Origin of the sequence: Paracoccus onubensis (assembly GCF_003591515.1) — a bacterium.
Lineage (GTDB): Bacteria > Pseudomonadota > Alphaproteobacteria > Rhodobacterales > Rhodobacteraceae > Paracoccus > Paracoccus onubensis.
The window spans coordinates 109,608-133,196 of the sequence record NZ_QZCG01000003.1; the positions used below are offsets into that span (position 1 = coordinate 109,608).

Consider the following 23,589-nt stretch of genomic DNA (forward strand, 5'->3'; position numbering starts at 1 on the left):
CGTGGAGAGTACGGGCGTCATTGATGAGTTCCTAGGGGTTTTCACCGACTATATCGATTCCGGCTTCGGCTTGCTGGGCGGCGAGGTCGCCTTCATCGCCACCACCCTGATCGTCATCGATGTGACGCTGGCCGCGCTCTTCTGGGCCTGGGGCGCCGAGGATGATATCGTGGCAAGGCTGGTGAAGAAGACCCTCTTTGTCGGCATCTTCGCTTACCTGATCTCCAACTGGAACAGTCTCGCCAAAATTGTTTTCGAGAGTTTCGCGGGGCTCGGGCTCATGGCGTCGGGCACCGGGTTTTCCGTCGAGGATCTGATGCGGCCCGGCCGGGTCGCCCAGACCGGGCTCGATGCCGGACGGCCCTTGCTGGAAAGCATATCCGATCTGATGGGCTGGGTGGCGTTTTTCGAGAATTTCATCCAGATCGCCTGCCTGCTCTTTGCCTGGGTGCTGGTGATCCTCGCCTTCTTCATCCTCGCCGTGCAGCTCTTCTTCACCTTGATCGAATTCAAGCTGACCACGCTGGCCGGATTCGTGCTCATTCCCTTCGGGCTCTTCGGCAAGACCGCCTTCATGGCCGAGCGGGTGCTGGGCAATGTCGTCTCCTCCGGCATCAAGGTGCTGGTGCTCGCGGTCATCATCGGCATCGGCTCGACGCTGTTCGGCCAGTTCACCGAAGGCTTCGGTGGCATCAGCCCGAGTATCGACGAGGCCATGGCCATCGTGCTGGCGGCGCTGTCGCTACTGGGCCTCGGGATCTTCGGCCCCGGCATCGCCACCGGGCTGGTCTCCGGCGGCCCGCAACTCGGCGCAGGCGCCGCAGCCGGCACCGGGCTGGCAGTGGGCGGCGCGGCTGTGGCCGCAGGCGGTGCAGCTATGCTCGCGGCTGGCGGTGGCGCGGCCGCGCTTTCCGGAACTGCGGCTGCCGCCCGGGGTGGAGCGGCCCTTGCCGGCGGCGCCTCCACCGCCTACCGGCTCGGGACCGGGGGACAATCCGGAATTGGCGGCACCGCCGCGGGCATGGGCGGGATTGGGCGCGCTGCCGGAAGCGCGATCTCGTCTCCGCTCAAGCATGCCGCCTCCCGCACCGCAGACAGCATGAAGACCAGCTATGCGCAGGGTGCCAAAAGCAGTGTCATGGCGACTGGCGGCAGTTCCACCATGGGGACGCTGGGCGGAAGCGAGGCTTCCACGTCCGGTAATTCAACCTCCCTCAGCAACGCGCCCGGTTGGGCGCAGCGCTTGCGCCGCCATCCGGGACTGGGCCACGGCGCCCGGGTTACGGCCCACGCCCTGCGCGCAGGTGACAGCCATGGCCCCGGTGCCTCCGTCAATCTCTCCGAAAGTACCCGCTCATGAATATCTTCAGACGCCCGACCACGCATTACGGCAAGGCCTCGGAACCGGTGACGCCCTATCAGAAGGCCGCACAGGCCTGGGACGAGCGGATCGGCTCGGCCCGGGTGCAGGCGAAAAACTGGCGCTTCATGGCCTTCTTCTGCCTGCTGCTGGCAGGTGGTTTCGCCGCAGCGCTGATCTGGCAATCGGCGCGTGGCACCGTGGTGCCTTGGGTGGTGCAGGTCGATGCGCTGGGCGAAGCTCAGGCGGTGGCACCCGCCGAGGCCGATTACCGGCCGACCGACCCCCAGATCGCCTTCCATCTCGGCCGTTTCATCGAGCAGACCCGTGGGCTGCCTGCCGATCCGGTGATCCTGCGGCAGAACTGGCTGCGCGCCTATGAGTTCACCACGGATCGGGGTGCGGCGGCATTGAATGATTACGCCCGTGCCAATGATCCCTTCGCCCGTGTTGGCGAGGAGCAGATCTCCGTGGAGGTCTCATCCGTGATCCGGGCCTCGCCGGACAGCTTTCGTGTCGCCTGGACCGAGCGTCACTACGAGAACGGCCAGCATTCGGGCACCGAGCGCTGGACCGCGATACTGACTATCGTCATCCAGACTCCGCGCGATGCCGAGCGCCTGCGCGCCAATCCGCTCGGCATCTATGTCAATGCCATCAACTGGTCGCGGGAGATGAGCCAATGAGGACAGGTTCAGATCGTCACGCCTCGTGGGGCTGTGAATGCCTCATCGGTGACATTGCCGGTGTTCAGGACCTCAGCTGGTTCGAAGATCAGAATTTCCGCTTCCTCATCGGCTGCGGTGCGGTGCTCGACACCGCGCGGAACGACAACAAACTCTCCTGGGCCCATATCACAAATCCTGTCACGAAACTCCACCCGGAAACGTCCTTTCCAGACCAGAAACATTTCCTCGCAATCCTCATGCTGATGCCATGGAAAGACGCCCTGAACCTTGACCACTTTCACCTCCTGCCCGTTGAGGCTTGCGATCACCTTCGGGCGCCAATGTTCCGAGAAAAGCGAAAACTTCGCAGCGATATCTCCATGTTGCACCATCTTTTGCCCCTGCCTCTAAGACTGTTTCGTCAGCATGTCATATACGGATTGAGCATCGTGTTTGCCACTCTGGCCCTGGTCGGTTGTGCCGCGAACAAACCGCCGCCATTCAGCTATGACGATCATGTGCCGCCCTTGGCGGAGTCGCCTGCCGTGACGGAGGCGGACGCGCCGCCCGAACCCTTGCACACACCGCCCGCCTGGACACCGGCAAAGGGCGGCGCGATGGCGAAAGCGCCGGCTTCGCAGGTCGCGAACGCCAATGCCGCCGCCCGGGTCGAGCCACGCCGCGAAGGCTATTACAATTCCATCCAGATCTATCCCTGGTCGGAAGGCGCGCTCTACCAGATCTATGCCGCGCCTGGAAAAATCACCGATATCGCGCTGGAGCCGGGCGAGAAACTCACCGATGCCGGACCGATCGCGGCGGGTGATACCACCCGCTGGATCATCGGCGATACGACAAGCGGCTCCGGTGCAGGTGCCCGCACCCATGTGCTGGTGAAGCCGACCCGGCCAGATATCTCGACGAACCTGGTTATCAGCACCGACCGGCGCAGCTACATGATCGAGCTGCGCGCCAGCGAGGAGACCTGGATGCCGGCTGTCTCATGGGATTATCCGCAGTTGAGGGTCACACGGCGCGTCACGCCGGCGCAGCCCGCCATCCCCGCAGTCTCGGCCCGGAATTACCGCTACGGACTGCAGATCCCGGGCGACAGCCCTCCCTGGCGGCCTGTCTCCGTCTTCGATGATGGCCGCCATGCCTATGTGGTCTTTCCACCCGGCATCGTGCAGGGTGAAATGCCGCCGATCTTCGTGCTGGGACCCGATGGCGAGCCGCAGATCGTCAACAGCCGCGTTTCCCGCAACGTCCTGATCGTGGACCGGTTGTTTGCAACCGCCGAGCTGCGTCTCGGCAGTGGTGATCGCCAGCAGGTGGTGCGGATCGTCCGGATTGAAAGGACACAGGTGAAGGCCGCGAAGGCAGGTACTGCGCGTCATGGGGGGAGGTCATGAGTAGGGCGGACATTGCCGCGCGGATGCGATTGCACCCGAACCCGCCGCGGGTCACCCGCCTGTCCCGAAAACTGCTCCTCGGCGTCGGCGCCGCTGTGTTGCTGGGGATCGGCGGGGCACTGATCTATGCGCTGCAGAGCCGAGAGGCAGCACCGGGCGGTGAGGAACTCTATTCGACCCAAAACCGTACCACGGCGGATGGACTTGCCGACCTGCCCTCCGACTATACCGGCCCGGTGCTCGGGCCGGCATTGCCCGGCGATCTTGGCGGCCCGATCCTGAAGGCTCGGAAACAAGGGAAGCCGGTAGACCCGCCTCCAATCACCACGCCCACCGTCGATCCGGAGGAAGCACGACGCCGCGCCGAGGAGGAGGCCGCGCGGCTGAGTGGCGTGTTCTTTCAGACCGGGCCGGATACCGGCAATGTGTCAGGGGCCACCACGAGTTTCGCGGGACTCGCAGGACGATCCGATTCAGCAGGGGCGCAGGACGGGCACCAGGCTTTCCTTGATAGCCCCATCGACCGGCAAGCAGTGGCCTCGGATCGGATCACGCCGCCGGCCTCGCCCTATATCCTGCAGGCGGGGTCAGTCATTCCAGCCGCCTTGATTACTGGTATCCGTTCCGATCTGCCTGGCCAGATCACCGCCCAGGTCACCGAGCCCGTTTATGACAGCCCAACGGGCTCGATCCTGCTGATCCCGCAGGGCACGCGGCTCATCGGCGCATATGATGACAGCGTCAGTTTCGGGCAGCGCCGGGTGCTGCTGGTGTGGAACCGGCTGATTTTCCCGGATGGCCGCTCCCTCGTGCTGGAGCGCCTGCCGGGTGCGGATGCGAGCGGCTTTGGCGGGCTGGAGGATGGTGTCGATTACCACTGGTGGGATCTGATGAAGGGGGCCGGTTTGTCCACGCTGCTCGCCGCCAGCGCCGAGTTTGCGAGTGACGACGAGGACCGCCTGACCCGCGCCATCCGCGAAGGCGCCGTCGACACCATCAATGAGACCGGGCAACAGATCGTCCAGCGGCAATTGCAGGTGGAACCGACACTGACCATCCGGCCGGGCTTTCCTGTGCGGGTGCTCGTGATCCGGGATCTGGTATTCGAAAACGCAGGAGAATGATTCATGACACAACTGAAACTCGCGCCGATCAAGGACGTCAAGCCGGTGAAAATCACGGTGGAACTGCCCGCCAGCCTCTATCGGGACCTTGTTTCCTATGGCGAGATTCTTGGCCGGGACGGCGGGCAAGGATCCGTTGAGCCTGTGCGACTCATCGTGCCCATGCTGGAAAAATTCATCGCGACGGATCGTGGCTTCGCGAAGGCGCAGCGATCAACCTCGAACCAGCAGATGAGGAGGTAACCTCTGATCGTCCGGTGATCTCGGACATGGATCGGGCGAGGTCAAGCAGCAGATGCAGTGCCGGATTGGTGTTTTTGGGCGACCACATCACACTGAATGAGAGAGTCTCCCCTATCACGGGGCGGTACGTGACGCCGGGAAAATAAGCGCCGGTCGTGGCTTCACTTGTCAGCGTTACCCCATGACCCAGGGCGACTAATAACATGAGATTATCCCGTCCTACATCCTGATATCGGATGATCGGGCGGCGGCCGAGAGTTGCAAACCGCTGAATCAGGTGATCATGAATCTCCTGACCTGGTGGTGTGTCGCTGATAATGAAGGTCTCATCCGTCAAGCTGCCGAGATAAATCTCGATGCGCCTTGCGAGAGGATGCCCCACGGGGAGTGCCGCGAAAAGCCGTTCATTCCAGAGACGCCGGCTCTCGCAGCCTTCACTCCGGGAGGGGGCGATAACGAAGGCGACATCGAGCCGTTGCTGTCGCAGGGCGGCTGCGATGTTTCCGGTGGAATTTCCATCTACGTAGCACAGATGTATCGCCCTGTGCCGGGTTCTGAATTTTTGGATGAGATCGGAGAGAAATCCGGATGCCAAAGATGAAAAGATCCCGATATGCAGTTTGCCTGTCTGCCCCTTGCCGATCGTGCTGATCTCACTTTGCACGGATCTGATTTCAGCAATTGTCCTGCGCCCATGAAACACGAACTGATGACCGGCAGGCGTCAACTGAACCCCGCCCGGATTGCGAATGAACAGGGGCGTGCCCAGCCAGGCTTCCAGGTCTCGAACGCGGCGACTGATCGCGGATTCCTGGATGTTGAGGATCGCGGCTGCCTTGCGGAAGCTGCCATGATCCGCAGCCGCCAGGACATAGCGAATATGACGCATTTGCACCGCCCAAGTCAGATCCGTCATGATGTTTGTTCGGACCTCCGGGTCGCTGACATCGGCGGATGCTTCTCCCAGAGAACTGTATGCTTGATATCATAGGCCCGGCGAGTCATCTCAAAGGCATTGACAGACATCTCGACCGTGATTCCGATGATGGTTTCCCCTTGGTAATGAATGGGCGGGCCAAGTGGCTCTGGTCGCCAGCCAAGTTGGGTCAGGCGAGCAATCCAGTAGGTTTCACAGACGCCGGACAAGCGGTGAATGGATTGCTGAAGGCAGTATTCGAGCAAACCGCAATACATGATGCCTGCCGCGAGACAGGAACGACCTGGCCTGCGTAAGGCCGGGATGACGAAAATGCGTGTCCACTCGAACAAATCGGTGTCCCGTGGGATCCCGTTGGGCGCGAGTTGCGGAAAAACGTCGCTCATCAGATGCGGCTTCAGGCTGGGCACAAGTCGTGAACCGGCGACCACCCGGTCATCTGCCGTGATCCCGAGGAGGTAGATGGCGTCGTCATTGTCGAATGCATCGATTTCCCGGCCATCGGGACGCTTGAGATCCTGCCAGTCCCGTTCGCCTACATAGATATCATGTCTGATCCGGAAATGTTGCTCGAGCTGATCAAGATAGAGATGCTTGTTTGAGCGATCGATGGCGCGGACATGGAACATGGCATTTCTCCCCTGCATATCCGACGAGTATGACGGGGCGGTTTCAGGTCACCATACCGAGATCTGGCGATTGATCAGGGATGGATTTCGTGCCTCAGGAAGGCTTTGACAACGGCATGGACCGTGTTTGCAGCCCCCAGCTTTTGCTTGGCATTACGTTGATGCGTCAGCACCGTATGCTCGGAAAGGGACAGGATCCGGGAGACTTCCCAAGCCGTTTTTCCTTCGGCGATCCACTGCAAGACCTCGCGCTCCCTCCTGGAAAGGTGCGATTGGGGTGGCTCGTTCGTACTCAATAGGAAGCGCAAGATTGTTTCTAGCGCATGGCGTGCAATGATGGACAGGGACGATATGGCCTGCTGCGCGATCTCGCTGTTTTCCCCGGCGATGCTCACGACGGCGGGTGGAGCGAATGGCGTGTGGAGAGGCACGCAGATGCCTTGCAGAAGACCAAACTCATGTGCCTCTTCCATGACTTTGATCGCGGCGTCTTCCAGAGATTCCTGCCGAACGTCGCTCCAGGTGAAGGGAGCCGCGGATTGGCAGCAACGTGTGACGCAAGGATCATGGCGATAATGCCCGGAGGCATTGTAACGTATAAACCATTCCTCGGGCCAACGATTGGCCAGGATATGCTCGTGCCAATGATCCCTCCGGCGCATCGGCAGGTTCGTAATCAGGCAGGCATCAAAACCGTATAGCTCAAGGCTGCGGCAAAGAGCGGAGACGACCTCATCGACATCTCCTGCCTCGTCGACTGTTTCGACGAGTTGAAGGAGGTTGAGGAGCTTCTTTTGTGTCATCAGTCACGCCGTTGGCCGAGTGAAATCCAAGAGCAACATGAACAGGTTACCTAGGGTCATCTCCGGGCGACAAGGTGGCAGCATACGAATGCGTACTATATTAGGTGGAGAAAAAATCGTGCTGCTGGCTCATTCTCGCAATGAGGCTCAGAACCGTCGTCGCACGAAATCTCCGACTGCTTCGTCAGGCATCCGGCCTGACGCAGGAGCAGCTGGCGGATCTTGCGGGCCTTGATCGAAATTACATCGGTAAACTCGAGCGCGAAGAAAATTCCCCCACGGTCGATACGCTGGAAGCCGTCGCATTGGCGCTGCAGGTCGATGTTGAATGGTTTCTACGGCGCGAGCTGCCGGCACACAGATAACGCGATCAATCTGGTTAGGCAGCGAGAGGCTGCCCGTTTGGAATTAATTAATTTTCCACGAATTGGATTTAAACCACCGGCTTCCAGCCGGTCCGCTTCAGCGTATTTATCTTTGATCCTTCTCCCCGGAATCTGAAACCCGCCTGGGCGGTATGGCTTCAGATTCCGGGGAGAAGGATCATGCGCTACTCGTCATCCGCGCACACGCGATTTTACCACAGGTTCCACGTCGTGTGGGTCACGAAATACCGCTACAAGGTGCTGCAGGGCCCGATGCGGGAACGTATCAAGGTGATCATCCGTCAGACCTGTGACGAAATGGGAGTTCACATCGTGCGCGGCGTGCTGGCGCGAGACCATATCCACATGTTCCTGTCGATCCCGCCGAAGCTGTCGCTGTCGGATGTCATGCAGCGGATCAAGGGCCGGTCGTCGCGTCGCATCCAGATGGAATTCCCGGAATTGCGCAAGCGCTATTGGGGCAGGCGATTCTGGGCGCGCGGATATTTCTCCACCACTTCGGGCAATGTCACCGACGACATCATCATGCAGTACTTGGAATTACATTCCGCCAAATGATGCCACCGGCGTCAGCCGGTGTGTCGTTCACTGATTGATTATCAAGAGGAAGCTATCCTCTTCTTGGTGGAAGCAGGTTTCTTTCTGGCCAAAGTTTTCTTCGTCGTTTCCTGCTTGGTCGGCGGGATGAAAAACTCTGTCATGTCGCTCTTCAGTGCCTTGACCAGTTTGGCAAGAAACAGGATCGACGGATTCTTCTTCCCTGTTTCAATGCCGCTCAGATAACCGCGTGTGCAACCGGAACGCAGGGATAATTCCTCCTGCGACATTTCCCGTGCGCGCCTGAGGCGCTGAATGTTGAGACCGACGGTCACGCGGATATCCATCCAGCCTAGATCTCAGCACGCACACTTTAGAGCGACACACTATAGTGAACATTCGTTCTTGACACAGGATACGATGATGCGCTTGAATGATATATATCGGAACAGTATTCCTAAATAAGGAACAGTAAATGTCTGGTAGTCTTTCCCTGGATCGCGGTTTGTCAGTGCTGGAGGTGCTGAAATCGTCAGGTGAACCGCTCGGCGTGCGTGAAATTGCCAGACGGCTGGAGTTGAGTGCACCCGCCGTCCAGAGAATTCTGAATACGCTGGCTGAACATGAATATGTCGATCAGAATGTTGAAACCCGTCGTTATGGCCTGGGCTATGGCGTATTGGTGCTCGCCCAACATCTGCTCAAGAAGGATCGGTTGATTGAACTGGCCGATCCGGAACTCCAGGCACTGGCCGCCGAAGGATGTTTCAACGCGTTCCTTGGAGTGCGCGGCAAATCAGCCGGAATGTATCTCCTCACCGTGCAAAGCAGCAGCCCGGTCGTCATCCGTTCCGCGCCGGGGGAGCCGATGAGATTGCATTCCACGGCATTGGGCAAGGCCCTGCTTCTCGGATTGCCCGATCAGGCTCTTCGCGCGTTCCTGACAGAGGCGCCGCTGGAAAAACTGACGCCACGCACGGTCACGGAACCAGAGCGTCTGATTGCCCAGCTTCAGGCCGCAGGCGCCGTCGGCTACACAACCTCGCTCGACGAAAATATTCTGGGGGTGATCTCGATCGGAGCGCCGGTATGGGACGCGGATCATAACGTGATTGCCGCGATCAGTGTCGCATATCCACGTTCAGTCGGACCGCAAACTGAAATTGCCGAGTTGGGAGAGCGCGTGGCCGCGGCGGCCGCGCGCATATCAGCTGGGCTCGGAAGCGGTGCGAATGGTAGATCCGGCGAGAAGGGACCTCATCATGCTGCCTGACACTGCGTTGCTGAACCATGATCGCCTGCACAATCTGATGGCTGACGCCGAACTTGACGTGATCGTGGCGACTTCTCCAGAAAATGTCACCTATATGAGCGGCTTCTGGGCATTGCCACAATGGATACGCCGTGGCCCGCAAGCCTATGTGTTATGGCCTGGGCCCGGTCATGTGGAACCGGAAATCATTACCAGTTCTTCCACGCTCGATCTCCTGGCGGATCAGAAAATCTGGGTGAGCAATATTCGCCGCTTCGGCAGCTTTCACCTCGATCGCGATCCGGATGCCGCCCTGGACCCCACCACGCAACGGCTTGTCGACCAGATGGGGACACCCGACAACGCGGACGGCCTCGCTGCGCTTGTAACGGGGATCTCGGAGGCAGGGCTGGCGTCTGCCCGTATCGGCATCGACGAAATCGGACTCCTGCCGGGGCAGATGGAGAAACTCCGTGAGCACCTGCCAGAAGCAAAATTCACCCCTGCGGCAACTCTGCTCCGGAAAGTACGCGCGATCAAGACACCAGAAGAAATCGCCCGGTTGGCGCGGGTTGCCGACATCACGGAGTGCTCGATCAGGGCGGCGCTGAAGATCGCGCGAGAGGGGGTGAGCGAGATCGAACTCGCGCGAGCCTTCCATGCCCGAACGGTTGCGGATGATGCTGTTCCCGTTCTCGGCTGCATAGGATTTGGCGAGAGAAGTGCGCTGCCCAATGTTCAACCCTCGGAACGCAAGCTTGCGAGGGGGGATGTCATTCGTTTTGACGTGGGTGGACGCTATGGTCATTATCGGGCCGATATTGCTCGCATCGCGACATTCGGCGAACCTCGGGGTGATGTACGCCGTTACCACCGCGCGCTTCTCAAGGGTGTCGAGCGGGCCTGTGAGCTAATCCGCCCCGGTGTCCGAGTTTCATCGATATTCGAGGCAGCAGTCGAAACGGTGCGCCGCGAAGGTATCGCTCACTATCGCCGCAGCCATGTTGGGCACGGGATAGGCATAGATGGATATGACGCCCCGGCATTGACGGCGACCAGTGACGAGGTTCTGGAAGCCGGAATGGTCCTCTGTGTCGAAACGCCCTATTACGAGCTCGGTCGGTGGGGACTTCAGGTCGAGGACATGCTCGTGGTGCGCTCCGATGGCGCCGAGCGGCTGATGGCGACAAGCGGTGATCTCATCGAGGTCGAGCCATGAACATGGGGCGTGGCTATATCTGTATTCGCTGTGGAGCGCGATATTCCGACAAGCTGTCGATCGACTCACGTGGTTGTCCGGCCTGTTACGAGGATGCCCCTGCGAATCTGCGCGTGATGCAGGGAAAGGCGCCGGGTAAACAGGCGAGTTCCATATCCACTGGAGCAGAGCTTCCTTCGCTTTGGCGCTATGCCAATCGCCTTCCTTGTCCTGAAGACCATGCCGTTTCTCTGGGCGAGGGCCTGACTCCGCTTATCAGAGCCCCTGGCATCGGAAATCGACTTGGACTCGCCTATCTCTATGTCAAGGATGAGGGCCGTAATCCGACATGGTCGCACAAGGATCGATTTTCGACAGTCGCTGTGTCGGTTGCGAAGGGGCAGGGTGCCCGCATTATGGCGACAGCCTCTTCGGGGAATGCCGGAGCGTCCCTTGCTGCTTATGCGGCGCGAGCCGGCCTGACATGCCTCGTCGCGACCTTCGCCGGTGCCACCGGTCCGATGCTGGCCCAAATCCGCAAAGCCGGAGGGATCATCGTGCCCTTCACAAACAAAGCTGATCGGTGGGCCTTCATTGCCGAAGGAGTCGATGAACAGGGCTGGTTTGCTACCTCGCCCTTCCGAGCGCCCGTTGTTGGCAGCCATCCAGCCGGTGTCGAAGGATATAAAACCCTTGCTTATGAAATCGTTGAGCAATTGGGTGATGAGGTTCCGGACTGGTGCGTTTTGCCGGTTTGCTATGGCGATGCGCTGGCGGGGCTGTGGTGGGGGTTTCAGGACCTATATGCCGAGGGCAAGATTTCGCACTTGCCGCGGCTGGTGGCGGCCGAGGTGCATGGTTCCCTGAGCAAGGCATTGGCCGGTGGTGATGATCTTGTCTCTGACATGCGCGCCAATGGTGAGACTCTTGCTGTGTCGATTGGTGCCACACGCAGCACTTTCCAGGCCCTGCAGGCGCTCCGGCAATCCGAGGGGCGGGCTGTCACGATCGGCAACGCCAATCTGATTGCCTGGCAGGAAGAACTGGCGTCAAGAGAGGGTATATTCACTGAGCTGACATCGGTGGCGCCATTGGCCGCCATTGAAGTGCTGCGAAATGAAAACATCATCAAACATGATGACCGGGTGGTCGTGATCGCGACCGCAAGCGGGTTGAAAGATGTCGAGCGATCATCCCCGGAAGAAACACCCCATGGATCGTTCGCCTCGGTTGCGAAAGCCTGGGAATACCTGTCCGGGAGTGGATGGCAGGAGAGGAGATTCGCAGGACCCGTGAACCCAGCATGTAATCAGCTGTCTGGAGTATAAAAGGAGGAGGTATATCATGGATCGACGAAGCTTTCTGGCCGGCGCGACAATGGCCGGCGTTACGTTGCCGCTTCCAGCGCTGGCGGCGGCAACGTCCTATCCGGCGCGTGATCCGGCAATTATTGTCGGATTCGCCGCCGGTGGGGCCGGGGATCTGGCCGCCCGTGCTGTCGCAAAATACGCGAATTCTACTCGGGAGCTCCCTGTCACGCTCGACTTTCGTCCGGGAGCCGGTGGAACCATTGCCAGCGATCAGGTTGCGCGCGCGGAGCCGGATGGATCGGTTCTGGCGCTGTTTTCGGTGAGCCCGTTTATGGTGGCTCCGCATCTCCAGGAGGTGGCATATGATCCCCTCAAGGCGTTTACTTATATTGCAGCCTTTGCTGGAATCTCGATCCCGCTCTTCGTGCGCAATGATAGCCAACTCGGTACATGGGACGAGCTGCTCGATCATGCCAAGGCCAATCCAGGGAAGCTGAGATGGTCAACCGCGGCACCTCGAGGTATCGCGCATATTGCCACCGAGGCCGCATTTCGCCAGGAAGGCGTCGAGTCGGCCTATGTGCCCTTCGGTGGCGGGGCCGAGGCCGTCACTGCCTTGCTGGGCGGCCATATCGATGCCGTCGTTGCTTCCGGTTATGGCCCACATCTCGAAGCCGGTTCAATTCGCCTGCTGATCGAGACCGGCCCGGATCCGATCGCGGAACAGCCCGATCTGCCCACGTATAAATCGCGGGGTTATCCTCTCGCGATTCCAGCGACCTATGGCCTTCTCGGACCGGCCGGTTTACCCGAAGAAATCGTGTCCTGGTGGGAAACACTTGTCGAAGAAATGACCGAGAGCGCTTCCTATAAAGGTTTTCTACAAACGCTTCACGGGCATAAGATCTATTCCAACAGTGCTAGCTTCACCAAGACGGTGCTTGATGGTTATCGTGACATTGGTCGGCAGATCGATGCGCTTGGGTTGCGCCCATGACCATGTCTCGCATCAGCGCATCGCTTCTCGCGATGGTTGGCCTTGTGGCTGCCGCGATGGCATGGCGGCTCGGAATCTGGACCTCGGGCCAACCGGGGCCAGGATTATTTCCCTTCGCGACAGGCATATTGCTAAGCGCCACGGCCATATTTTCCGCGATTCAAACCCGGAACCCGGAAGACGGCGATGGGCCAGTCGATTTCAGGCGCCTCGGGCAATACGCCGTTGCAATTATCGGGTTCGGTATTGCTATGAAGCCGCTCGGGACGCTTATTGCCACATTTGGACTTATCGGCGGGGTATTGCGATTTATCGAAGATCGGTCCCGGGGACATGCGTTTGCCGTGGCTGTTGTGCTCGCGGGCCTGTCCTGGGGCATCTTCCGCTATCTGCTTGGTGTACCGCTTCCTCCCGGATTTATGGAGATCCAATAGATGGACAGTATTTCTAATCTAATGGCCGGACTGGGTGTCGTCCTCCAGCCCGCAAACCTCGCAGTTGCGTTTCTGGGCTCTGTGCTGGGTACCGCAATCGGAGTTCTACCGGGGCTCGGGCCGACTGCGACGATCAGCCTGCTCCTGCCGATTTCGATCATGCTGGATCCGACCGCGGCAGTAATTCTGCTGGCAGGTATTTACTATGGATCTCTCTATGGCGGTTCGACCGCATCGATCCTGCTTCGGGTTCCGGGTGAGGCGGCCAGCGTTGTCAGCTGTTTCGACGGATATCCGATGGCGCAATCCGGTCGCGCGGGCGTCGCGCTCGGGATTACGGCTTTCGCAAGCTTTATCGCGGGTATCGTGGCGACATTCGCGATTGCCCTGGTCGGACCGAGCTTTGCGTCTGCGGCCCTGGTCTTCGGACCGGTTGAGAAAACCGCCTTGGTCGTCTTCGGCCTGACGCTTGCCGCCAATATCGGCGAGGGGCCGCGTATCCGGGCCTGGGTCATGGTGGCGCTCGGTCTCTTGCTGTCCACCATGGGCGTCGATCTGGTTACCGGGGAAGAGCGCTACACATTTTCCATCCCGTATCTGCGGGACGGTCTGCACGTTGCAGTGCTTGCCATGGGGATGTTCGGGGTGAGCGAAGTCTTGATCCTCGCTGAACGCAAGCGAGACTTCACGTCGGCGCTTTCAGCGCGCTACCGGCTCCGGGATCTTCTGCCGGATGCCTCGGACTGGAGAGCATCGGGGAAGCCGATGGCGCGTGGCACGGTGCTGGGGTTCGTTCTTGGTCTTCTTCCGGGCGGCGGAGCCCTGATTGCCAGTTTTGCAAGCTATGTGATGGAGAAACGAATTTCGCGAGAACCCGAACGCTTCGGAAAGGGAGCGATCGAGGGGTTGGCCGGACCTGAAAGCGCGAATAACGCGGCGGCCCAGGCCAGTTTCATTCCGTTGTTGTGCCTGGGCATCCCTGCCAATGCGGTGATCGGTGTCATCATGGGCGGATTGCTGATGCAGGGTATCGTGCCGGGGCCGCGGCTGATCTTCGATCATCCCGAACTCTTTTGGGGCGTGATTGCAAGCATGTTGATCGGCAATGCCATGCTAATCATCCTCAACGTGCCGCTGATCCGCGTGTTCGTCCTGCTGCTCCGGATCCCGCCTGCGATGATGGCTCCCGCGATCCTGATCTTCTGTGTCATTGGCGCCTTCTCCATCAACAACAGCATGTTCGATGTCGGCATCGTCATCATCTGTGGGTTTCTTGCCTATGCTCTGCGTAAAAGCGGCTTCGATCTGGCCCCGCTGTTACTGGCCTTTCTGCTTGGCTCGCTGCTCGAACAGAACCTTCGCCAAGGCCTGATCCTGGGATTTGGAAGCCCGATGTTGTTCGTCACGAGCCCGATCAGCCTGGCTTTTCTTGTCATTGCGGGAATGACATTAGTTCTGCCACTGTTGCAAAAGCTCCGCTGGCGCCGTTCTGGAGGTGTTGCGTCATGAGGACAAATCTACAGACGAGTACATGCGGAGTCGCGGATATGGTTTTGGGAGGAGGCGAGAAGCCATCATGAAGAGTCGATGTCTCTGCGGTCAGTTTTTCTCGGCATCCGCGCCCAGGCAAAACGCGTCCATTCACTTTCCGACCGCTCCGTAATCCTTTCAAGCGTCACGGGCGCATCGGGAAGCCTGACCGGCCAACCTTCTTGCTGGGCAAGCCAGGCACGATCATGGATGGTATGCTGATATCGGTGCCCTTCATCCGGCAGGATGACGACGATCTTCGCATCGGGATGGGCACGCGCATACCAATTCGCTACCAATGTGGCCGCGCCACTGGTGGGCCCCATGAACAAGGCGTGCTCCCGGTAGAGTTGAAGTGTCGATGCGAAGGCGGGCAGGGCGCCGACCCAGTGAACCTCATCAATCAAGTCATGGTGGAGATTTGCCGGCAGGAGGGAATTGCCGAGGCCGCGGAGCAGGCGCGGGCCGGGCTCATGTCCGAACAGCACACTGTGATGCGTGTCAACGGCGATCAGGATCAGGTCTGGAAACAGGTCTCTCAGGAATTCGCCAGTTCCACAGAGTGATCCGCCGGAACCAACGCAGCCGACAAGACAATCGACCTGGCCAAATGCGCGAGTGATCCATTCGGCCAGTTTGCCATAGGCCAGCCTGTTATCGGGATTGTCATATTGCCGGGGCCAGAACGTGTCCGGCTGCTCTTCGAGAATGGCCTGAAGCCGTGTGAGACGCTCACGTTGTGCCCCCGATCCCACTGGATCCTCGATAATCTCTATATGGGTGCCGAGATTACGTAGTCGGCTCATAAGCGGTTCGTCCATCAGGCTTGTCGCGCTGATCAGTGTCAGTTTGAACCCTTCGGTCGCTGACAACATGGCAAGGGCCAGCCCGAGCGTACCTGACGTCGTTTCTGCGACTTTCCCGCAACGCAGAAGTTTGCCGTCAGCCTTAGCGCGTTCCAAGATGTAACGTGCCGGCAGGAGCTTCATCAGTGGAAAACAGGCGGCGTAGAGATTGGATGCGAGCCGTGCAGGACGCGGAAGTTCATAGGCGGTGAGGAAATCTCGCTGTATTTTCATGAGAGAATTCCACCATCGACATTCACGGTGAAGGCGGTGATCCGGTGGAGGCTGTTTCGCTCAAGGGCTCTGACGAACCTGGCGATATGCGTTCCGATCCCGCGTTGATCGGCATCGAACAGCGCTCCGATCAATGTGCCGCTATGGGCGACCTGCACGCCGCATGCGCCATATGTGTTTGCGAGTTGCGCGACCTGGTCGAAACGCGGTTTGGGCAAGTGACGCTGGCTGATATGTGCACTCATGCTCGCAACCCGCCCGATCAGGACGGGATCCTGTTGCCGTACAGCGCGATACAGCAATCCGCGTAAAACGCGAAACTGTTCGATTTCCTGATGATCATAGTGCGCTGGCGGCAAGGTCAGCGTATCGACCGGGCTGAAATCCGTCTGGATTCCGATCACGATGAGCGGTGGTAACTCTCCGCCGAAATGCTCGATGATCTTTCCCTCTCGATGGGCGAAGAGAACGGCCTGATCATGATGGGCAATAGCATCGCTTGCTCCTTCTGCCGTGATCGCGAGCCGGCATATCGTTGAGCGCCGCAATGCCACGCCAGCAGCCGAGCCAACCGCCTGGATCGTGGCAATGACATCGGCGGTGGACGATCCATAACCATGACCGACCGGGATATCGCTTTCGATGGTCAGATCGCCTGCCATCCTGCTGAAACCGAGATGTGCAAGGGTCAATGCTGCCGCGCGCGCCGCCTTCTTCCGATCGGGTGGGCGGGCGCGTATCTCACCCTGGTCCCTGGGCCAGAAGGTTGCGAGCGATTGCTGGCGGTCCAGAGGTAAAGTCACCAATCCGCGAAGCAATCGTCCATCTTCACCCTCGAACACACCTTGCAGCAGTTCTCCGTGATGACCCATGGCACGTCCAACGCCGACCTGGAGGCGGCTGCCATCACCGATGCCGAGCACACCGCTGCCTGCCTCGCTTAATGCCGCCGGGTTTTTCCAGATCATCACATCCTCTCCAGGGGTGTCGCCCCATGGCGTAAGGATGCATGTTTCCGGCGGTGAGTGTCACTCGCCAGATATGGGGAGGGGACATCTCATCCCATGACCGGCGCCAGCCTTGCGCCGTCGGTCAAGGCCGAGACGGCACCGACGATCCCGGCGGTGTCGATGCCGTAATGGTGGTAGAGATCGCTGATCGTGCCAGTCTGACCGAACTGTTCGACACCAAGCGCGATGGTTCGGTGCCCGGCGACGCCGCCCAGCCATGACAGCGTGGCCGGATGGCCATCGATCACCGTGACCAGCCGACAATGGCGGGGCAGGGGCGACAGCAGGGTTTCGGCATGGCAATTCGCGGCTGCTCCACTGCGCCGGGCGCGTTGCGCGGCGGTCCAGCCGGCATGCAGCCGGTCGGCCGATGTCACCGCCAGCACAGCCACGTCGCGGCGGCTTTCGGCGATGAAGCCGGCCGCGGCGATGGCCTCGGGGGCAACGGCGCCCTGATAGGCGATGACCACCTCGCAATTCGGCCCCGGCGGGCGCAGCCAGTAACCGCCATCGATGGCGCCTTGCCGGAAATCGTCGGGCAGGGCGGCCTGCTCTATCGGACGGGTGGTGAGCCGCAGATAGACCGCGCCGCCACTGTCATCGGCCAGTGATGTGCGTGGATCGGCCCCGCCTTCGCCGTCGCGCTGCATATAGTCAAAGGCCCACTCCATGATCGCCGCCAGCTCGGCGGCGAATGCGGGCTCGAAGCTGGCCAGCCCGTCCTGCGCCATACCGATCAGCGGGGTCGAAATCGACTGATGCGCGCCGCCCTCGGGCGCCAGCGTCACGCCTGAGGGCGTTCCCGCGATCATGAAGCGGGCATCCTGGTAGCAGGCATAGTTCAACGCATCGAGCCCACGGCAGACAAAGGGGTCATAGACCGTGCCCACCGGCAAGAGCCGCTTGCCAAAAAGTGAGCCCGACAGCCCTGCCGCCGCCAGTTGCAGGAACAGGTTCATCTCGGCGATGCCCAGTTCGATATGCTGGCCTTCGGGGGCGAAGTCCCATTTGGCGGTCGAAGGGATCTTCTGGCTACGGAACAGATCAGGGCGGGCATGTCGCGCCCAGAGCTTGCGCCGGTTCACCCATGGCCCCAGCCCCGTGGTGCCGGTCACATCGGGGGAGACGGTGACAATCCGCTCGGCCAAGGCGCTGTCGCCGCGCGCAAGATCGTCGAGCAGCTTGCCGAATGCGGCCTGTGTCGAATTCTCGGCGCCGCCGGGGGCGGGCATGGCGGGCACCGCAATCCACCCGGCGATATGACGGCGTGGCCCGGCGGCAAAGAACGGCACCTGCCGCAGGAAATCGCGCAAGCCGTCCGGGTCGCGAACAGCGGCGAAGGGTTCCCATTCCTCGCCCGCGGGCACGCCCATATGCGCCTGCCAGTCCTGCATCTGCACCTTGGTCATCAGCCCGCCATGATTGTCTTTGTGCCCGGCGATGGGTGTGCCCCAGCCCTTGACGGTATAGGCAAGGAAGCAGACCGGCCGGTCATGGTCGATGGCGGCGAATTGTTCGGCCATGGTCTCGACGCAATTGCCGCCCAGGTTCTCCATCAGCGCCGCCAGCTCGGCATCGCTGCGCCGCTCGATCAGCGCAGAGACCTCGCCCTGATCGCCCAGATCATCCATCAGCCGCTTGCGCCATTCGGCCCCACCGCTGAAGGTCAGCGCCGAATAGAGTTGGTTCGGGCAGGCATCAATCCATTCGCGCAACCGCTCGCCCCCCGACTCGGCAAAGGTCGCGCGCTGCAACACGCCATACTTGATCCGCACGACATCCCAGCCGAACGCCTCGAACAGTTTCTCGATCCGGTTCCACAGCCCCTCGCGCACGACGCCATCCAGCGATTGCCGGTTATAGTCGATTACCCACCAGACATTGCGCAGATCGTGTTTCCAGCCCTCTTGCAGGCATTCGTGGATATTGCCCTCGTCCATCTCGGCATCGCCCATCAGCGCGATCATCCGGCCCATGGGCATATCTGCACCCCAGGGCTTGCCGGCGATATAATCCTGGATGATCGAGGCAAACGAGGTTACCGCAACGCCCAGCCCCACCGAACCGGTCGAGAAATCGACGTCATCGGCATCCTTGGTTCGGCTCGGATAGCTTTGCACTCCGCCATAGCCACGAAAATCCAGCATCTTTTGGCGATCGAGATTGCCCATCAGGTACTGTATCGCGTGGAACAGGGGGCCGGCATGCGGTTTCACCGCCACCCGGTCCTCGGGCCGCAGGGTAGAGAAATACAGCGCCGTCATGATCGACACCATCGATGCGCAGGAGGCCTGGTGCCCGCCGATCTTGATGCCGTCCTGCCTGGGGCGCAGGTGGTTGGCATTGTGGATCATCCAATGCGACAGCCACAACAGGCGCTGTTCGGCGGTTTTCAGGTGGGTGGATTCGGGCTGGTTGGGCATGGGCAGTCTCCTGACGGTCTTTCGGGCATCATGCCCCGAAGAGGCGCAGGGTGTCCTTGCGTTTTCAGCCCTGATATGGCCAAATTGCGAGGATTTTCGTATGAAAATGGAAGAAACGTGGCTGAATCCACCAAGTTTGATGATTTTGATCTGCGAATCCTGCGTCTATTGCGCGATCACGGCCGGATGTCGCTGCAGGAACTCAGCGAGCGCATCGGTCTCAGCCCGACACCGGTGGCGCGGCGGGTCCGCAATCTCGAAGCGATGGGAGTCATTACCGGCTATGCCGCGCTGATCGACGAGGCGGCACTGGGCTATCCGGTCTCGGTTTTCGTATCGGTCAAGCTGGACCGGCAGGTGGATCAGGCATTGGCGCAGTTCGAGGCGGCGATCCAGACCTTTCCGGAGGTGGTGGATTGCTGGCTGATGACCGGCAACCGCGATTACCTGCTGCGGGTGGTCACCGACGGGTTGAAGGGCTTCGAGGATTTTCTGACCAGCCGCTTAACCCGACTGACCTGCGTCTCCAGCATCGAAAGCTCGATCCCGATCCGGCGCGTCAAGTCGGGGATTTCCAGGCAGCCGTAATTTTTTAGTATGACTAGAAGGTTATATGAATTGGGGAAGCCTGATCAACGGGCGCAGGGCCATGATTGCGTCCTGATCGCCCTGGAAGGCTGTCGACGGCGTTCTGTGGCGGATCGCCTCGGTCACCCTCGTTGCCGACTTTCTGCATCGCGTCGGCGATCTGGCGGCCGATCGAGGCTTCGCCATTGGCCGAGATGGTGCCGACCTGCGCGACTTCGTCGCTGTCATTCACCGGGCGCGAGGCGGCCTTGATGGCCTCGACGACCTTGGCGGTGGCGCTGTCGTTGCCGCGCTTCAGATCCATCGGGTTCATGCCGGCAGCAACGGCCTTCATGCCTTCCTTGACGATGCCCTGAGCCAGAACCGTCGCGGTCGTGGTGCCGTCGCCGGCCTCGTCATTGGTGCGCGAAGCGACTTCGCGGACCATTTGTGTGCCCATGTTCTCGAACTTGTCGGTCAGTTCGATCTCCTTGGCGACCGTCACACCGTCCTTGGTGATACGGGGCGCGCCGAAGGATTTGTCGATCACCACGTTGCGGCCCTTGGGACCAAGCGTCACCTTGACGGCGTCAGCAAGAACGTCGACGCCAGCCAGCAACCTGTTTCGTGCGTCTATATCAAAGCGTAATTTTTTTTGTGGCCATGCCTTCCCATACTTTCTTTCGGTCGGGCGGCAGACGAGGCGCCAAGGGAAAGCCTATCCCCATGGGCACGCCTGCAGCAATCTGACAATGATTGATGGCCTCATGTAACCCACTGCCGCCGCGGCATAGCCACGTTCGGCAAGCTCAATCATTGGATCGCGGCACGCTGTTCTCCGCGATGCGGTCGCCCGTAAGACGACAAGCATTCCACGGAATTTGTCTTCGCAGGCGGTATCTCTACCGCAGGCGGGGGCAGCGTCGCCCCACCGTGCATCGACTGAATATAGAGGTAAAAACGTTGTGTGACCGAGTCAACCCGAACTATGAGAATTATGGATCGGTGCTAAGTCTCGTCGTCGATGGAAGTTGTAAGTCATTGAAATAACAAGTGTAATTAGAGTGATCCCGGAAGTTGATCCATAGAACCGCTCGCTAGCGAGTTCATCGAGGATTTGAGTAGTGGGAGTGAATTCTGCTCAAGATGCGTTAGCATGATGAGCAGTACTCGGGGGAGTGAGTGTATTTCGATCATATTCGAAATAACACTTGACGGCTGTACTGAGATACCCCAAGATATTTCCATGAACATCGAAATAGCAGCACGCCAGCTTGAAGCGCTCGGCAATGAAACCCGCCTCGGGATCTACCGGACACTCGTCCGGGCGGGAACCGGCGGGCTGACGGTTGGTCAGGTGCAGGAGCACGTTGGTCTCGCGGCCTCGACCCTCTCGCATCACATGAAACGCCTGGTCGATCAGGGGCTGGTGCGGCAGGACCGCTCCGGCACGACCCTGATCTGTCACGCCGAGTACCCGGCGATGTCGGCACTGATCGGGTATCTCACTGATGAATGCTGTGCCGATCAAGACTGCATCGACGATGCCCGCACAGAGGAAGCCGAGGCCGGCGCCCCGATCGGCTAAATTTCTCACCGATATTTCGAATGTACCGGAAGGATGGAATAATATGATAGATCCTACAGGCCTCCCAATTGTCGTGATCGGTGCCGGCCCCGTCGGCCTAGCGGCCGCATCGCATTTACTATCGCGCGGTCTTGTTCCCCTGATCCTTGAGCGGGGGGCGACCGTCGGGGCCGCTGTCGCGGACTGGGCCCATGTGCGCGTGTTCTCGCCTTGGGAATATAATGTCGATGTGGCCTCCCGCGCCCTGCTCGAGGTCATCGGCTGGACGATGCCCGACCCGGACCACCTGCCAACCGGGGGCGAGTTGATTTCTGAATATCTTGCCCCGCTGGCATCGCACCCGGATATCGTCACCCGCCTCAGGCTCGGGGCTGAGGTAACAGCGATCACGCGCGAGGGGCATTCCAAGCAGTCAAGCGACGGGCGTGAAGACTCGCCTTTCGTGGTGCTCTGGCGAGATACCGAGGGCGTGCGTCACCGGACCTGCGCCCGGGCTGTCATCGATGCCTCCGGTACCTGGACCAAGCCGAACCCGATCGGCGTCGACGGTCTGCCCGTGCCGGGTGAAGCAGAGTATGCCGCCCGTATCGATTATGGCATTCCCGATGTTCTGGGTTCCGCTCGGGCAGCCCATGTCGGAGGCCATACCCTTGTAATCGGCGCCGGGCACTCGGCCATCAACGTGGCGCTTGACCTGATGGACCTTCAGGAGATCGAGCCAGGCACACGCATCACATGGGCCACTCGGTCCGGTGGGGTCGATCGTCTGTTGGGTGGCGGCCTCGCCGACGAGTTGCCCGGCCGGGGTCAGCTTGGCCTCCGGGCAGCTGAGGCAGTCGGTTCGGGTCGCGTGACCTTGCGGTCGCCTTTCGTCGTGGAGCGGATCGCAAAACGGGGAGAAACGCTTCTCGTGACGGGCCGGGAGGAAGGGCAGGAGGTTTCCTTCGAGGTTGATCGGATCATCGTTGCGACAGGCTTTCGGCCCGATCTGTCGATGCTGTCGGAACTGCGCCTGTCACTCGATCCAATCGTCGAGTCCACCCCCGCCCTCGCGCCATTGATTGACCCGAACCTGCATTCTTGCGGCACCGTGCGTCCACATGGCGTGACCGAACTGAGCCACCCCGAGCGCGACTTCTACATTGTCGGGATGAAGAGCTATGGTCGCGCGCCGACATTCCTTATGACCACCGGCTACGAGCAGGTGCGCTCGGTCGTGGCGGAACTGGCTGGCGATCCGGCAGCGGCGCGCGAAGTGCGGTTGAGGCTACCCGAAACTGGCGTCTGCAAGGTTGGCGGCACGCCTTCGGCTCCAATATCGAACGCCGGATGTTGTGGAGGGGCCCCGACCGTCAACGCCGACGCCTGCTGCCGCAAGGACGAGTTGGCGAAGGCCGATGGCAAATCCGGGTGCGGCTGCACGGCCGAAAGCACCGCCGCGTTTGCGACATGACCGGATCCGAGCGTTTACGGATTGTCTCCGCCCTTGGCGTGATCGAAATCTTCGCCTGGGGCAGCAGCTTTTACCTGATCGCCGTCCTTGCGGAACCGATCGCGGCCGAGACTGGCTGGTCCGGGGCCGCGATCTCCGCGGGTGTGTCGATCGGGCTTCTCGTCTCGGGCATTTCGGCAATTTTCGTGGGCCGTCTGATAGAGGTGCATGGAGGCCGACCGGTGCTCGCGTCTGGCATGGTCTTGTTGGCGGCCGGACTTTCCCTGCTGGGCTTGGCAAATAGCCTGATAGTTTATTACGCCGCTTGGACCGTGATGGGCATCGGCATGGCGTGCGGGCTTTACGATGCGGCGTTTTCGAGTCTTGGACAGGTATTCGGTCGGGATGCACGCTTGGCGATCACTCAGCTCACGCTCTGGGGCGGATTCGCCAGCACGGTCTGCTGGCCGCTCTCCTCTTGGCTGATAGAGATGGTCGGCTGGCGCTCTGCCTGCTTCGCCTATGCCGGATTCCACCTTGCTGTGACGGCGCCACTGGCCGTTTAGGGTCTGCCTTCGGCCAAGAGGCGTACACCCCCCCACATCAGACGCCACGGCCTCATTACCTCCGCCGGTTCCGGCAACAGACCCGCGGTTTCTCTGCCTGGCCC

Annotated in this window: 25 protein-coding genes and 1 pseudogene; 17 read left to right on the forward strand and 9 right to left on the reverse strand. The window is 60.4% G+C overall.

Translation table 11 applies throughout. From position 1 onward, the window contains the following. The first annotated feature begins 1 nt into the window (after position 1). Entirely contained in the window at positions 2–1,360 is a 1,359-nt protein-coding gene (trbL, locus tag D3P04_RS05525) for a P-type conjugative transfer protein TrbL (RefSeq protein ID WP_119746743.1), read from the forward strand. Next, positions 1,357–2,046: a conjugal transfer protein TrbF gene (trbF, locus tag D3P04_RS05530; protein ID WP_119746745.1), complete on the forward strand. Its 690-nt coding sequence runs from the start codon at positions 1,357–1,359 to the stop codon at positions 2,044–2,046. The genes trbL and trbF overlap by 4 nt, the downstream gene beginning before the upstream one ends. Positions 2,047–2,054: 8 nt before the next feature. On the opposite strand, the gene D3P04_RS05535 is transcribed toward trbF, so the two are convergent. After that, positions 2,055–2,420 carry a cupin domain-containing protein gene (locus D3P04_RS05535; protein WP_119747108.1) on the reverse strand — a complete coding sequence of 122 codons (366 nt, stop codon included), beginning with the start codon at positions 2,418–2,420 and terminating at the stop codon, positions 2,055–2,057. A 57-nt stretch (positions 2,421–2,477) separates the two neighbouring features. On the opposite strand from D3P04_RS05535, the gene trbG reads away from it, so the two are divergent. Genes trbG through D3P04_RS05550 form a run of 3 tightly spaced genes read left to right on the forward strand, consistent with a single transcriptional unit; the run spans position 2,478 to position 4,807 of the window. After that, positions 2,478–3,440, forward strand: a complete 963-nt coding sequence (trbG, locus tag D3P04_RS05540) for a P-type conjugative transfer protein TrbG (RefSeq protein WP_456299486.1) — start codon at positions 2,478–2,480, stop codon at positions 3,438–3,440. Next, positions 3,437–4,564 carry a TrbI/VirB10 family protein gene (locus tag D3P04_RS05545; RefSeq protein WP_119746746.1) on the forward strand — a complete coding sequence of 376 codons (1,128 nt, stop codon included), beginning with the start codon at positions 3,437–3,439 and terminating at the stop codon, positions 4,562–4,564. Before trbG ends, D3P04_RS05545 begins: the two co-directional genes overlap by 4 nt. A 3-nt stretch (positions 4,565–4,567) precedes the next feature. Then, complete coding sequence (locus D3P04_RS05550) at positions 4,568–4,807, forward strand: DUF2274 domain-containing protein (RefSeq protein WP_119746748.1); 240 nt, start codon at positions 4,568–4,570, stop codon at positions 4,805–4,807. Here the strand turns inward: D3P04_RS05550 and D3P04_RS05555 are convergent. From D3P04_RS05555 to D3P04_RS05565, 3 genes are all read right to left on the reverse strand, one after another. Then, positions 4,740–5,723, reverse strand: a complete 984-nt coding sequence (locus D3P04_RS05555) for a LysR family transcriptional regulator (RefSeq protein WP_119746750.1) — start codon at positions 5,721–5,723, stop codon at positions 4,740–4,742. The genes D3P04_RS05550 and D3P04_RS05555 overlap by 68 nt on opposite strands. Next, positions 5,720–6,373, reverse strand: coding sequence for an acyl-homoserine-lactone synthase (locus D3P04_RS05560; RefSeq protein ID WP_119746752.1), 654 nt, complete (start codon positions 6,371–6,373; stop codon positions 5,720–5,722). The genes D3P04_RS05555 and D3P04_RS05560 overlap by 4 nt, the downstream gene beginning before the upstream one ends. Positions 6,374–6,447: 74 nt before the next feature. Next, positions 6,448–7,176 (reverse strand): helix-turn-helix transcriptional regulator, encoded by a 729-nt coding sequence (locus D3P04_RS05565; RefSeq protein WP_119746754.1) that lies wholly within the window; start codon positions 7,174–7,176, stop codon positions 6,448–6,450. A gap of 104 nt (positions 7,177–7,280) precedes the next feature. Here D3P04_RS05565 and D3P04_RS05570 point away from each other — a divergent pair, with 104 nt between their 5' ends. Next, complete coding sequence (locus D3P04_RS05570) at positions 7,281–7,541, forward strand: helix-turn-helix domain-containing protein (RefSeq protein WP_232844899.1); 261 nt, start codon at positions 7,281–7,283, stop codon at positions 7,539–7,541. Between the two features lie 180 nt (positions 7,542–7,721). Next, on the forward strand, positions 7,722–8,120 hold the full coding sequence (gene tnpA / locus D3P04_RS05575) for an IS200/IS605 family transposase (protein WP_119746758.1): 399 nt from the start codon (positions 7,722–7,724) through the stop codon (positions 8,118–8,120). Positions 8,121–8,161: 41 nt separating this feature from the next. Here the strand turns inward: tnpA and D3P04_RS05580 are convergent, their stop codons facing one another. Continuing rightward, positions 8,162–8,434 carry a helix-turn-helix domain-containing protein gene (locus D3P04_RS05580; RefSeq protein ID WP_232844900.1) on the reverse strand — a complete coding sequence of 91 codons (273 nt, stop codon included), beginning with the start codon at positions 8,432–8,434 and terminating at the stop codon, positions 8,162–8,164. A gap of 140 nt (positions 8,435–8,574) precedes the next feature. Here D3P04_RS05580 and D3P04_RS05585 point away from each other — a divergent pair, with 140 nt between their 5' ends. The 6 genes from D3P04_RS05585 to D3P04_RS05610 all read left to right on the forward strand — a co-directional run bounded on the left by D3P04_RS05585 (position 8,575) and on the right by D3P04_RS05610 (position 14,799). After that, the gene (locus D3P04_RS05585; RefSeq protein ID WP_119746762.1) at positions 8,575–9,372 is read left to right on the forward strand and encodes an IclR family transcriptional regulator; all 798 of its coding nucleotides are present in this window, start codon (positions 8,575–8,577) and stop codon (positions 9,370–9,372) included. After that, on the forward strand, positions 9,362–10,570 hold the full coding sequence (locus tag D3P04_RS05590) for a M24 family metallopeptidase (RefSeq protein ID WP_119746764.1): 1,209 nt from the start codon (positions 9,362–9,364) through the stop codon (positions 10,568–10,570). Before D3P04_RS05585 ends, D3P04_RS05590 begins: the two co-directional genes overlap by 11 nt. Before the next feature lie 116 nt (positions 10,571–10,686). Next, on the forward strand, positions 10,687–11,877 hold the full coding sequence (locus tag D3P04_RS05595) for a threonine synthase (protein ID WP_232844910.1): 1,191 nt from the start codon (positions 10,687–10,689) through the stop codon (positions 11,875–11,877). Between the two features lie 16 nt (positions 11,878–11,893). Then, positions 11,894–12,856: a Bug family tripartite tricarboxylate transporter substrate binding protein gene (locus D3P04_RS05600; protein ID WP_119746768.1), complete on the forward strand. Its 963-nt coding sequence runs from the start codon at positions 11,894–11,896 to the stop codon at positions 12,854–12,856. Then, the gene (locus tag D3P04_RS05605; RefSeq protein ID WP_119746770.1) at positions 12,853–13,290 is read left to right on the forward strand and encodes a tripartite tricarboxylate transporter TctB family protein; all 438 of its coding nucleotides are present in this window, start codon (positions 12,853–12,855) and stop codon (positions 13,288–13,290) included. Before D3P04_RS05600 ends, D3P04_RS05605 begins: the two co-directional genes overlap by 4 nt. Continuing rightward, complete coding sequence (locus D3P04_RS05610; RefSeq protein WP_119746772.1) at positions 13,291–14,799, forward strand: tripartite tricarboxylate transporter permease; 1,509 nt, start codon at positions 13,291–13,293, stop codon at positions 14,797–14,799. 65 nt (positions 14,800–14,864) lie between these two features. Here the strand turns inward: D3P04_RS05610 and D3P04_RS05615 are convergent, their stop codons facing one another. The 3 genes from D3P04_RS05615 to D3P04_RS05625 form a co-directional block, all read right to left on the reverse strand. Next, entirely contained in the window at positions 14,865–15,899 is a 1,035-nt protein-coding gene (locus tag D3P04_RS05615) for a PLP-dependent cysteine synthase family protein (protein WP_119746774.1), read from the reverse strand. Further along, the gene (locus tag D3P04_RS05620; protein ID WP_119746776.1) at positions 15,896–16,867 is read right to left on the reverse strand and encodes a GHMP family kinase ATP-binding protein; all 972 of its coding nucleotides are present in this window, start codon (positions 16,865–16,867) and stop codon (positions 15,896–15,898) included. The genes D3P04_RS05615 and D3P04_RS05620 overlap by 4 nt, the downstream gene beginning before the upstream one ends. Positions 16,868–16,956: 89 nt before the next feature. After that, on the reverse strand, positions 16,957–19,332 hold the full coding sequence (locus tag D3P04_RS05625; protein WP_119746778.1) for a transketolase: 2,376 nt from the start codon (positions 19,330–19,332) through the stop codon (positions 16,957–16,959). A gap of 117 nt (positions 19,333–19,449) precedes the next feature. On the opposite strand from D3P04_RS05625, the gene D3P04_RS05630 reads away from it, so the two are divergent. After that, positions 19,450–19,920: an Lrp/AsnC family transcriptional regulator gene (locus tag D3P04_RS05630; protein WP_269902617.1), complete on the forward strand. Its 471-nt coding sequence runs from the start codon at positions 19,450–19,452 to the stop codon at positions 19,918–19,920. A 124-nt stretch (positions 19,921–20,044) separates the two neighbouring features. Here the strand turns inward: D3P04_RS05630 and D3P04_RS05635 are convergent. Then, a pseudogene (locus tag D3P04_RS05635) lies at positions 20,045–20,536 on the reverse strand (TCP-1/cpn60 chaperonin family protein); the annotation flags it as partial. A 609-nt stretch (positions 20,537–21,145) separates the two neighbouring features. On the opposite strand from D3P04_RS05635, the gene D3P04_RS05640 reads away from it, so the two are divergent. From D3P04_RS05640 to D3P04_RS23530, 3 genes are read left to right on the forward strand one after another with little or no spacing between them, the layout of a single operon-like run. After that, on the forward strand, positions 21,146–21,487 hold the full coding sequence (locus D3P04_RS05640; RefSeq protein WP_119746782.1) for an ArsR/SmtB family transcription factor: 342 nt from the start codon (positions 21,146–21,148) through the stop codon (positions 21,485–21,487). Positions 21,488–21,530: 43 nt separating this feature from the next. Further along, the gene (locus tag D3P04_RS05645) at positions 21,531–22,940 is read left to right on the forward strand and encodes an NAD(P)-binding domain-containing protein (RefSeq protein WP_119746784.1); all 1,410 of its coding nucleotides are present in this window, start codon (positions 21,531–21,533) and stop codon (positions 22,938–22,940) included. Then, positions 22,937–23,485: an MFS transporter gene (locus D3P04_RS23530; RefSeq protein WP_119746786.1), complete on the forward strand. Its 549-nt coding sequence runs from the start codon at positions 22,937–22,939 to the stop codon at positions 23,483–23,485. Before D3P04_RS05645 ends, D3P04_RS23530 begins: the two co-directional genes overlap by 4 nt. Positions 23,486–23,589 lie beyond the last annotated feature (104 nt).

Excerpts from the sequence above, each read along its gene's own strand:
- trbF (WP_119746745.1), top strand. The coding sequence starts at position 1,357 with ATGAATATCTTCAGACGCCCGACCACGCATTACGGCAAGGCCTCGGAA.
- D3P04_RS05535 (WP_119747108.1), bottom strand. The coding sequence starts at position 2,420 with ATGGTGCAACATGGAGATATCGCTGCGAAGTTTTCGCTTTTCTCGGAA.
- D3P04_RS05545 (WP_119746746.1), top strand. The coding sequence starts at position 3,437 with ATGAGTAGGGCGGACATTGCCGCGCGGATGCGATTGCACCCGAACCCG.
- D3P04_RS05550 (WP_119746748.1), top strand. The coding sequence starts at position 4,568 with ATGACACAACTGAAACTCGCGCCGATCAAGGACGTCAAGCCGGTGAAA.
- D3P04_RS05555 (WP_119746750.1), bottom strand. The coding sequence starts at position 5,723 with ATGACGGATCTGACTTGGGCGGTGCAAATGCGTCATATTCGCTATGTC.
- D3P04_RS05560 (WP_119746752.1), bottom strand. The coding sequence starts at position 6,373 with ATGTTCCATGTCCGCGCCATCGATCGCTCAAACAAGCATCTCTATCTT.
- D3P04_RS05565 (WP_119746754.1), bottom strand. The coding sequence starts at position 7,176 with ATGACACAAAAGAAGCTCCTCAACCTCCTTCAACTCGTCGAAACAGTC.
- tnpA (WP_119746758.1), top strand. The coding sequence starts at position 7,722 with ATGCGCTACTCGTCATCCGCGCACACGCGATTTTACCACAGGTTCCAC.
- D3P04_RS05585 (WP_119746762.1), top strand. The coding sequence starts at position 8,575 with ATGTCTGGTAGTCTTTCCCTGGATCGCGGTTTGTCAGTGCTGGAGGTG.
- D3P04_RS05590 (WP_119746764.1), top strand. The coding sequence starts at position 9,362 with ATGCTGCCTGACACTGCGTTGCTGAACCATGATCGCCTGCACAATCTG.
- D3P04_RS05595 (WP_232844910.1), top strand. The coding sequence starts at position 10,687 with ATGCAGGGAAAGGCGCCGGGTAAACAGGCGAGTTCCATATCCACTGGA.
- D3P04_RS05600 (WP_119746768.1), top strand. The coding sequence starts at position 11,894 with ATGGATCGACGAAGCTTTCTGGCCGGCGCGACAATGGCCGGCGTTACG.
- D3P04_RS05605 (WP_119746770.1), top strand. The coding sequence starts at position 12,853 with ATGACCATGTCTCGCATCAGCGCATCGCTTCTCGCGATGGTTGGCCTT.
- D3P04_RS05610 (WP_119746772.1), top strand. The coding sequence starts at position 13,291 with ATGGACAGTATTTCTAATCTAATGGCCGGACTGGGTGTCGTCCTCCAG.
- D3P04_RS05615 (WP_119746774.1), bottom strand. The coding sequence starts at position 15,899 with ATGAAAATACAGCGAGATTTCCTCACCGCCTATGAACTTCCGCGTCCT.
- D3P04_RS05620 (WP_119746776.1), bottom strand. The coding sequence starts at position 16,867 with ATGATCTGGAAAAACCCGGCGGCATTAAGCGAGGCAGGCAGCGGTGTG.
- D3P04_RS05625 (WP_119746778.1), bottom strand. The coding sequence starts at position 19,332 with ATGCCCAACCAGCCCGAATCCACCCACCTGAAAACCGCCGAACAGCGC.
- D3P04_RS05640 (WP_119746782.1), top strand. The coding sequence starts at position 21,146 with ATGAACATCGAAATAGCAGCACGCCAGCTTGAAGCGCTCGGCAATGAA.
- D3P04_RS05645 (WP_119746784.1), top strand. The coding sequence starts at position 21,531 with ATGATAGATCCTACAGGCCTCCCAATTGTCGTGATCGGTGCCGGCCCC.
- D3P04_RS23530 (WP_119746786.1), top strand. The coding sequence starts at position 22,937 with ATGACCGGATCCGAGCGTTTACGGATTGTCTCCGCCCTTGGCGTGATC.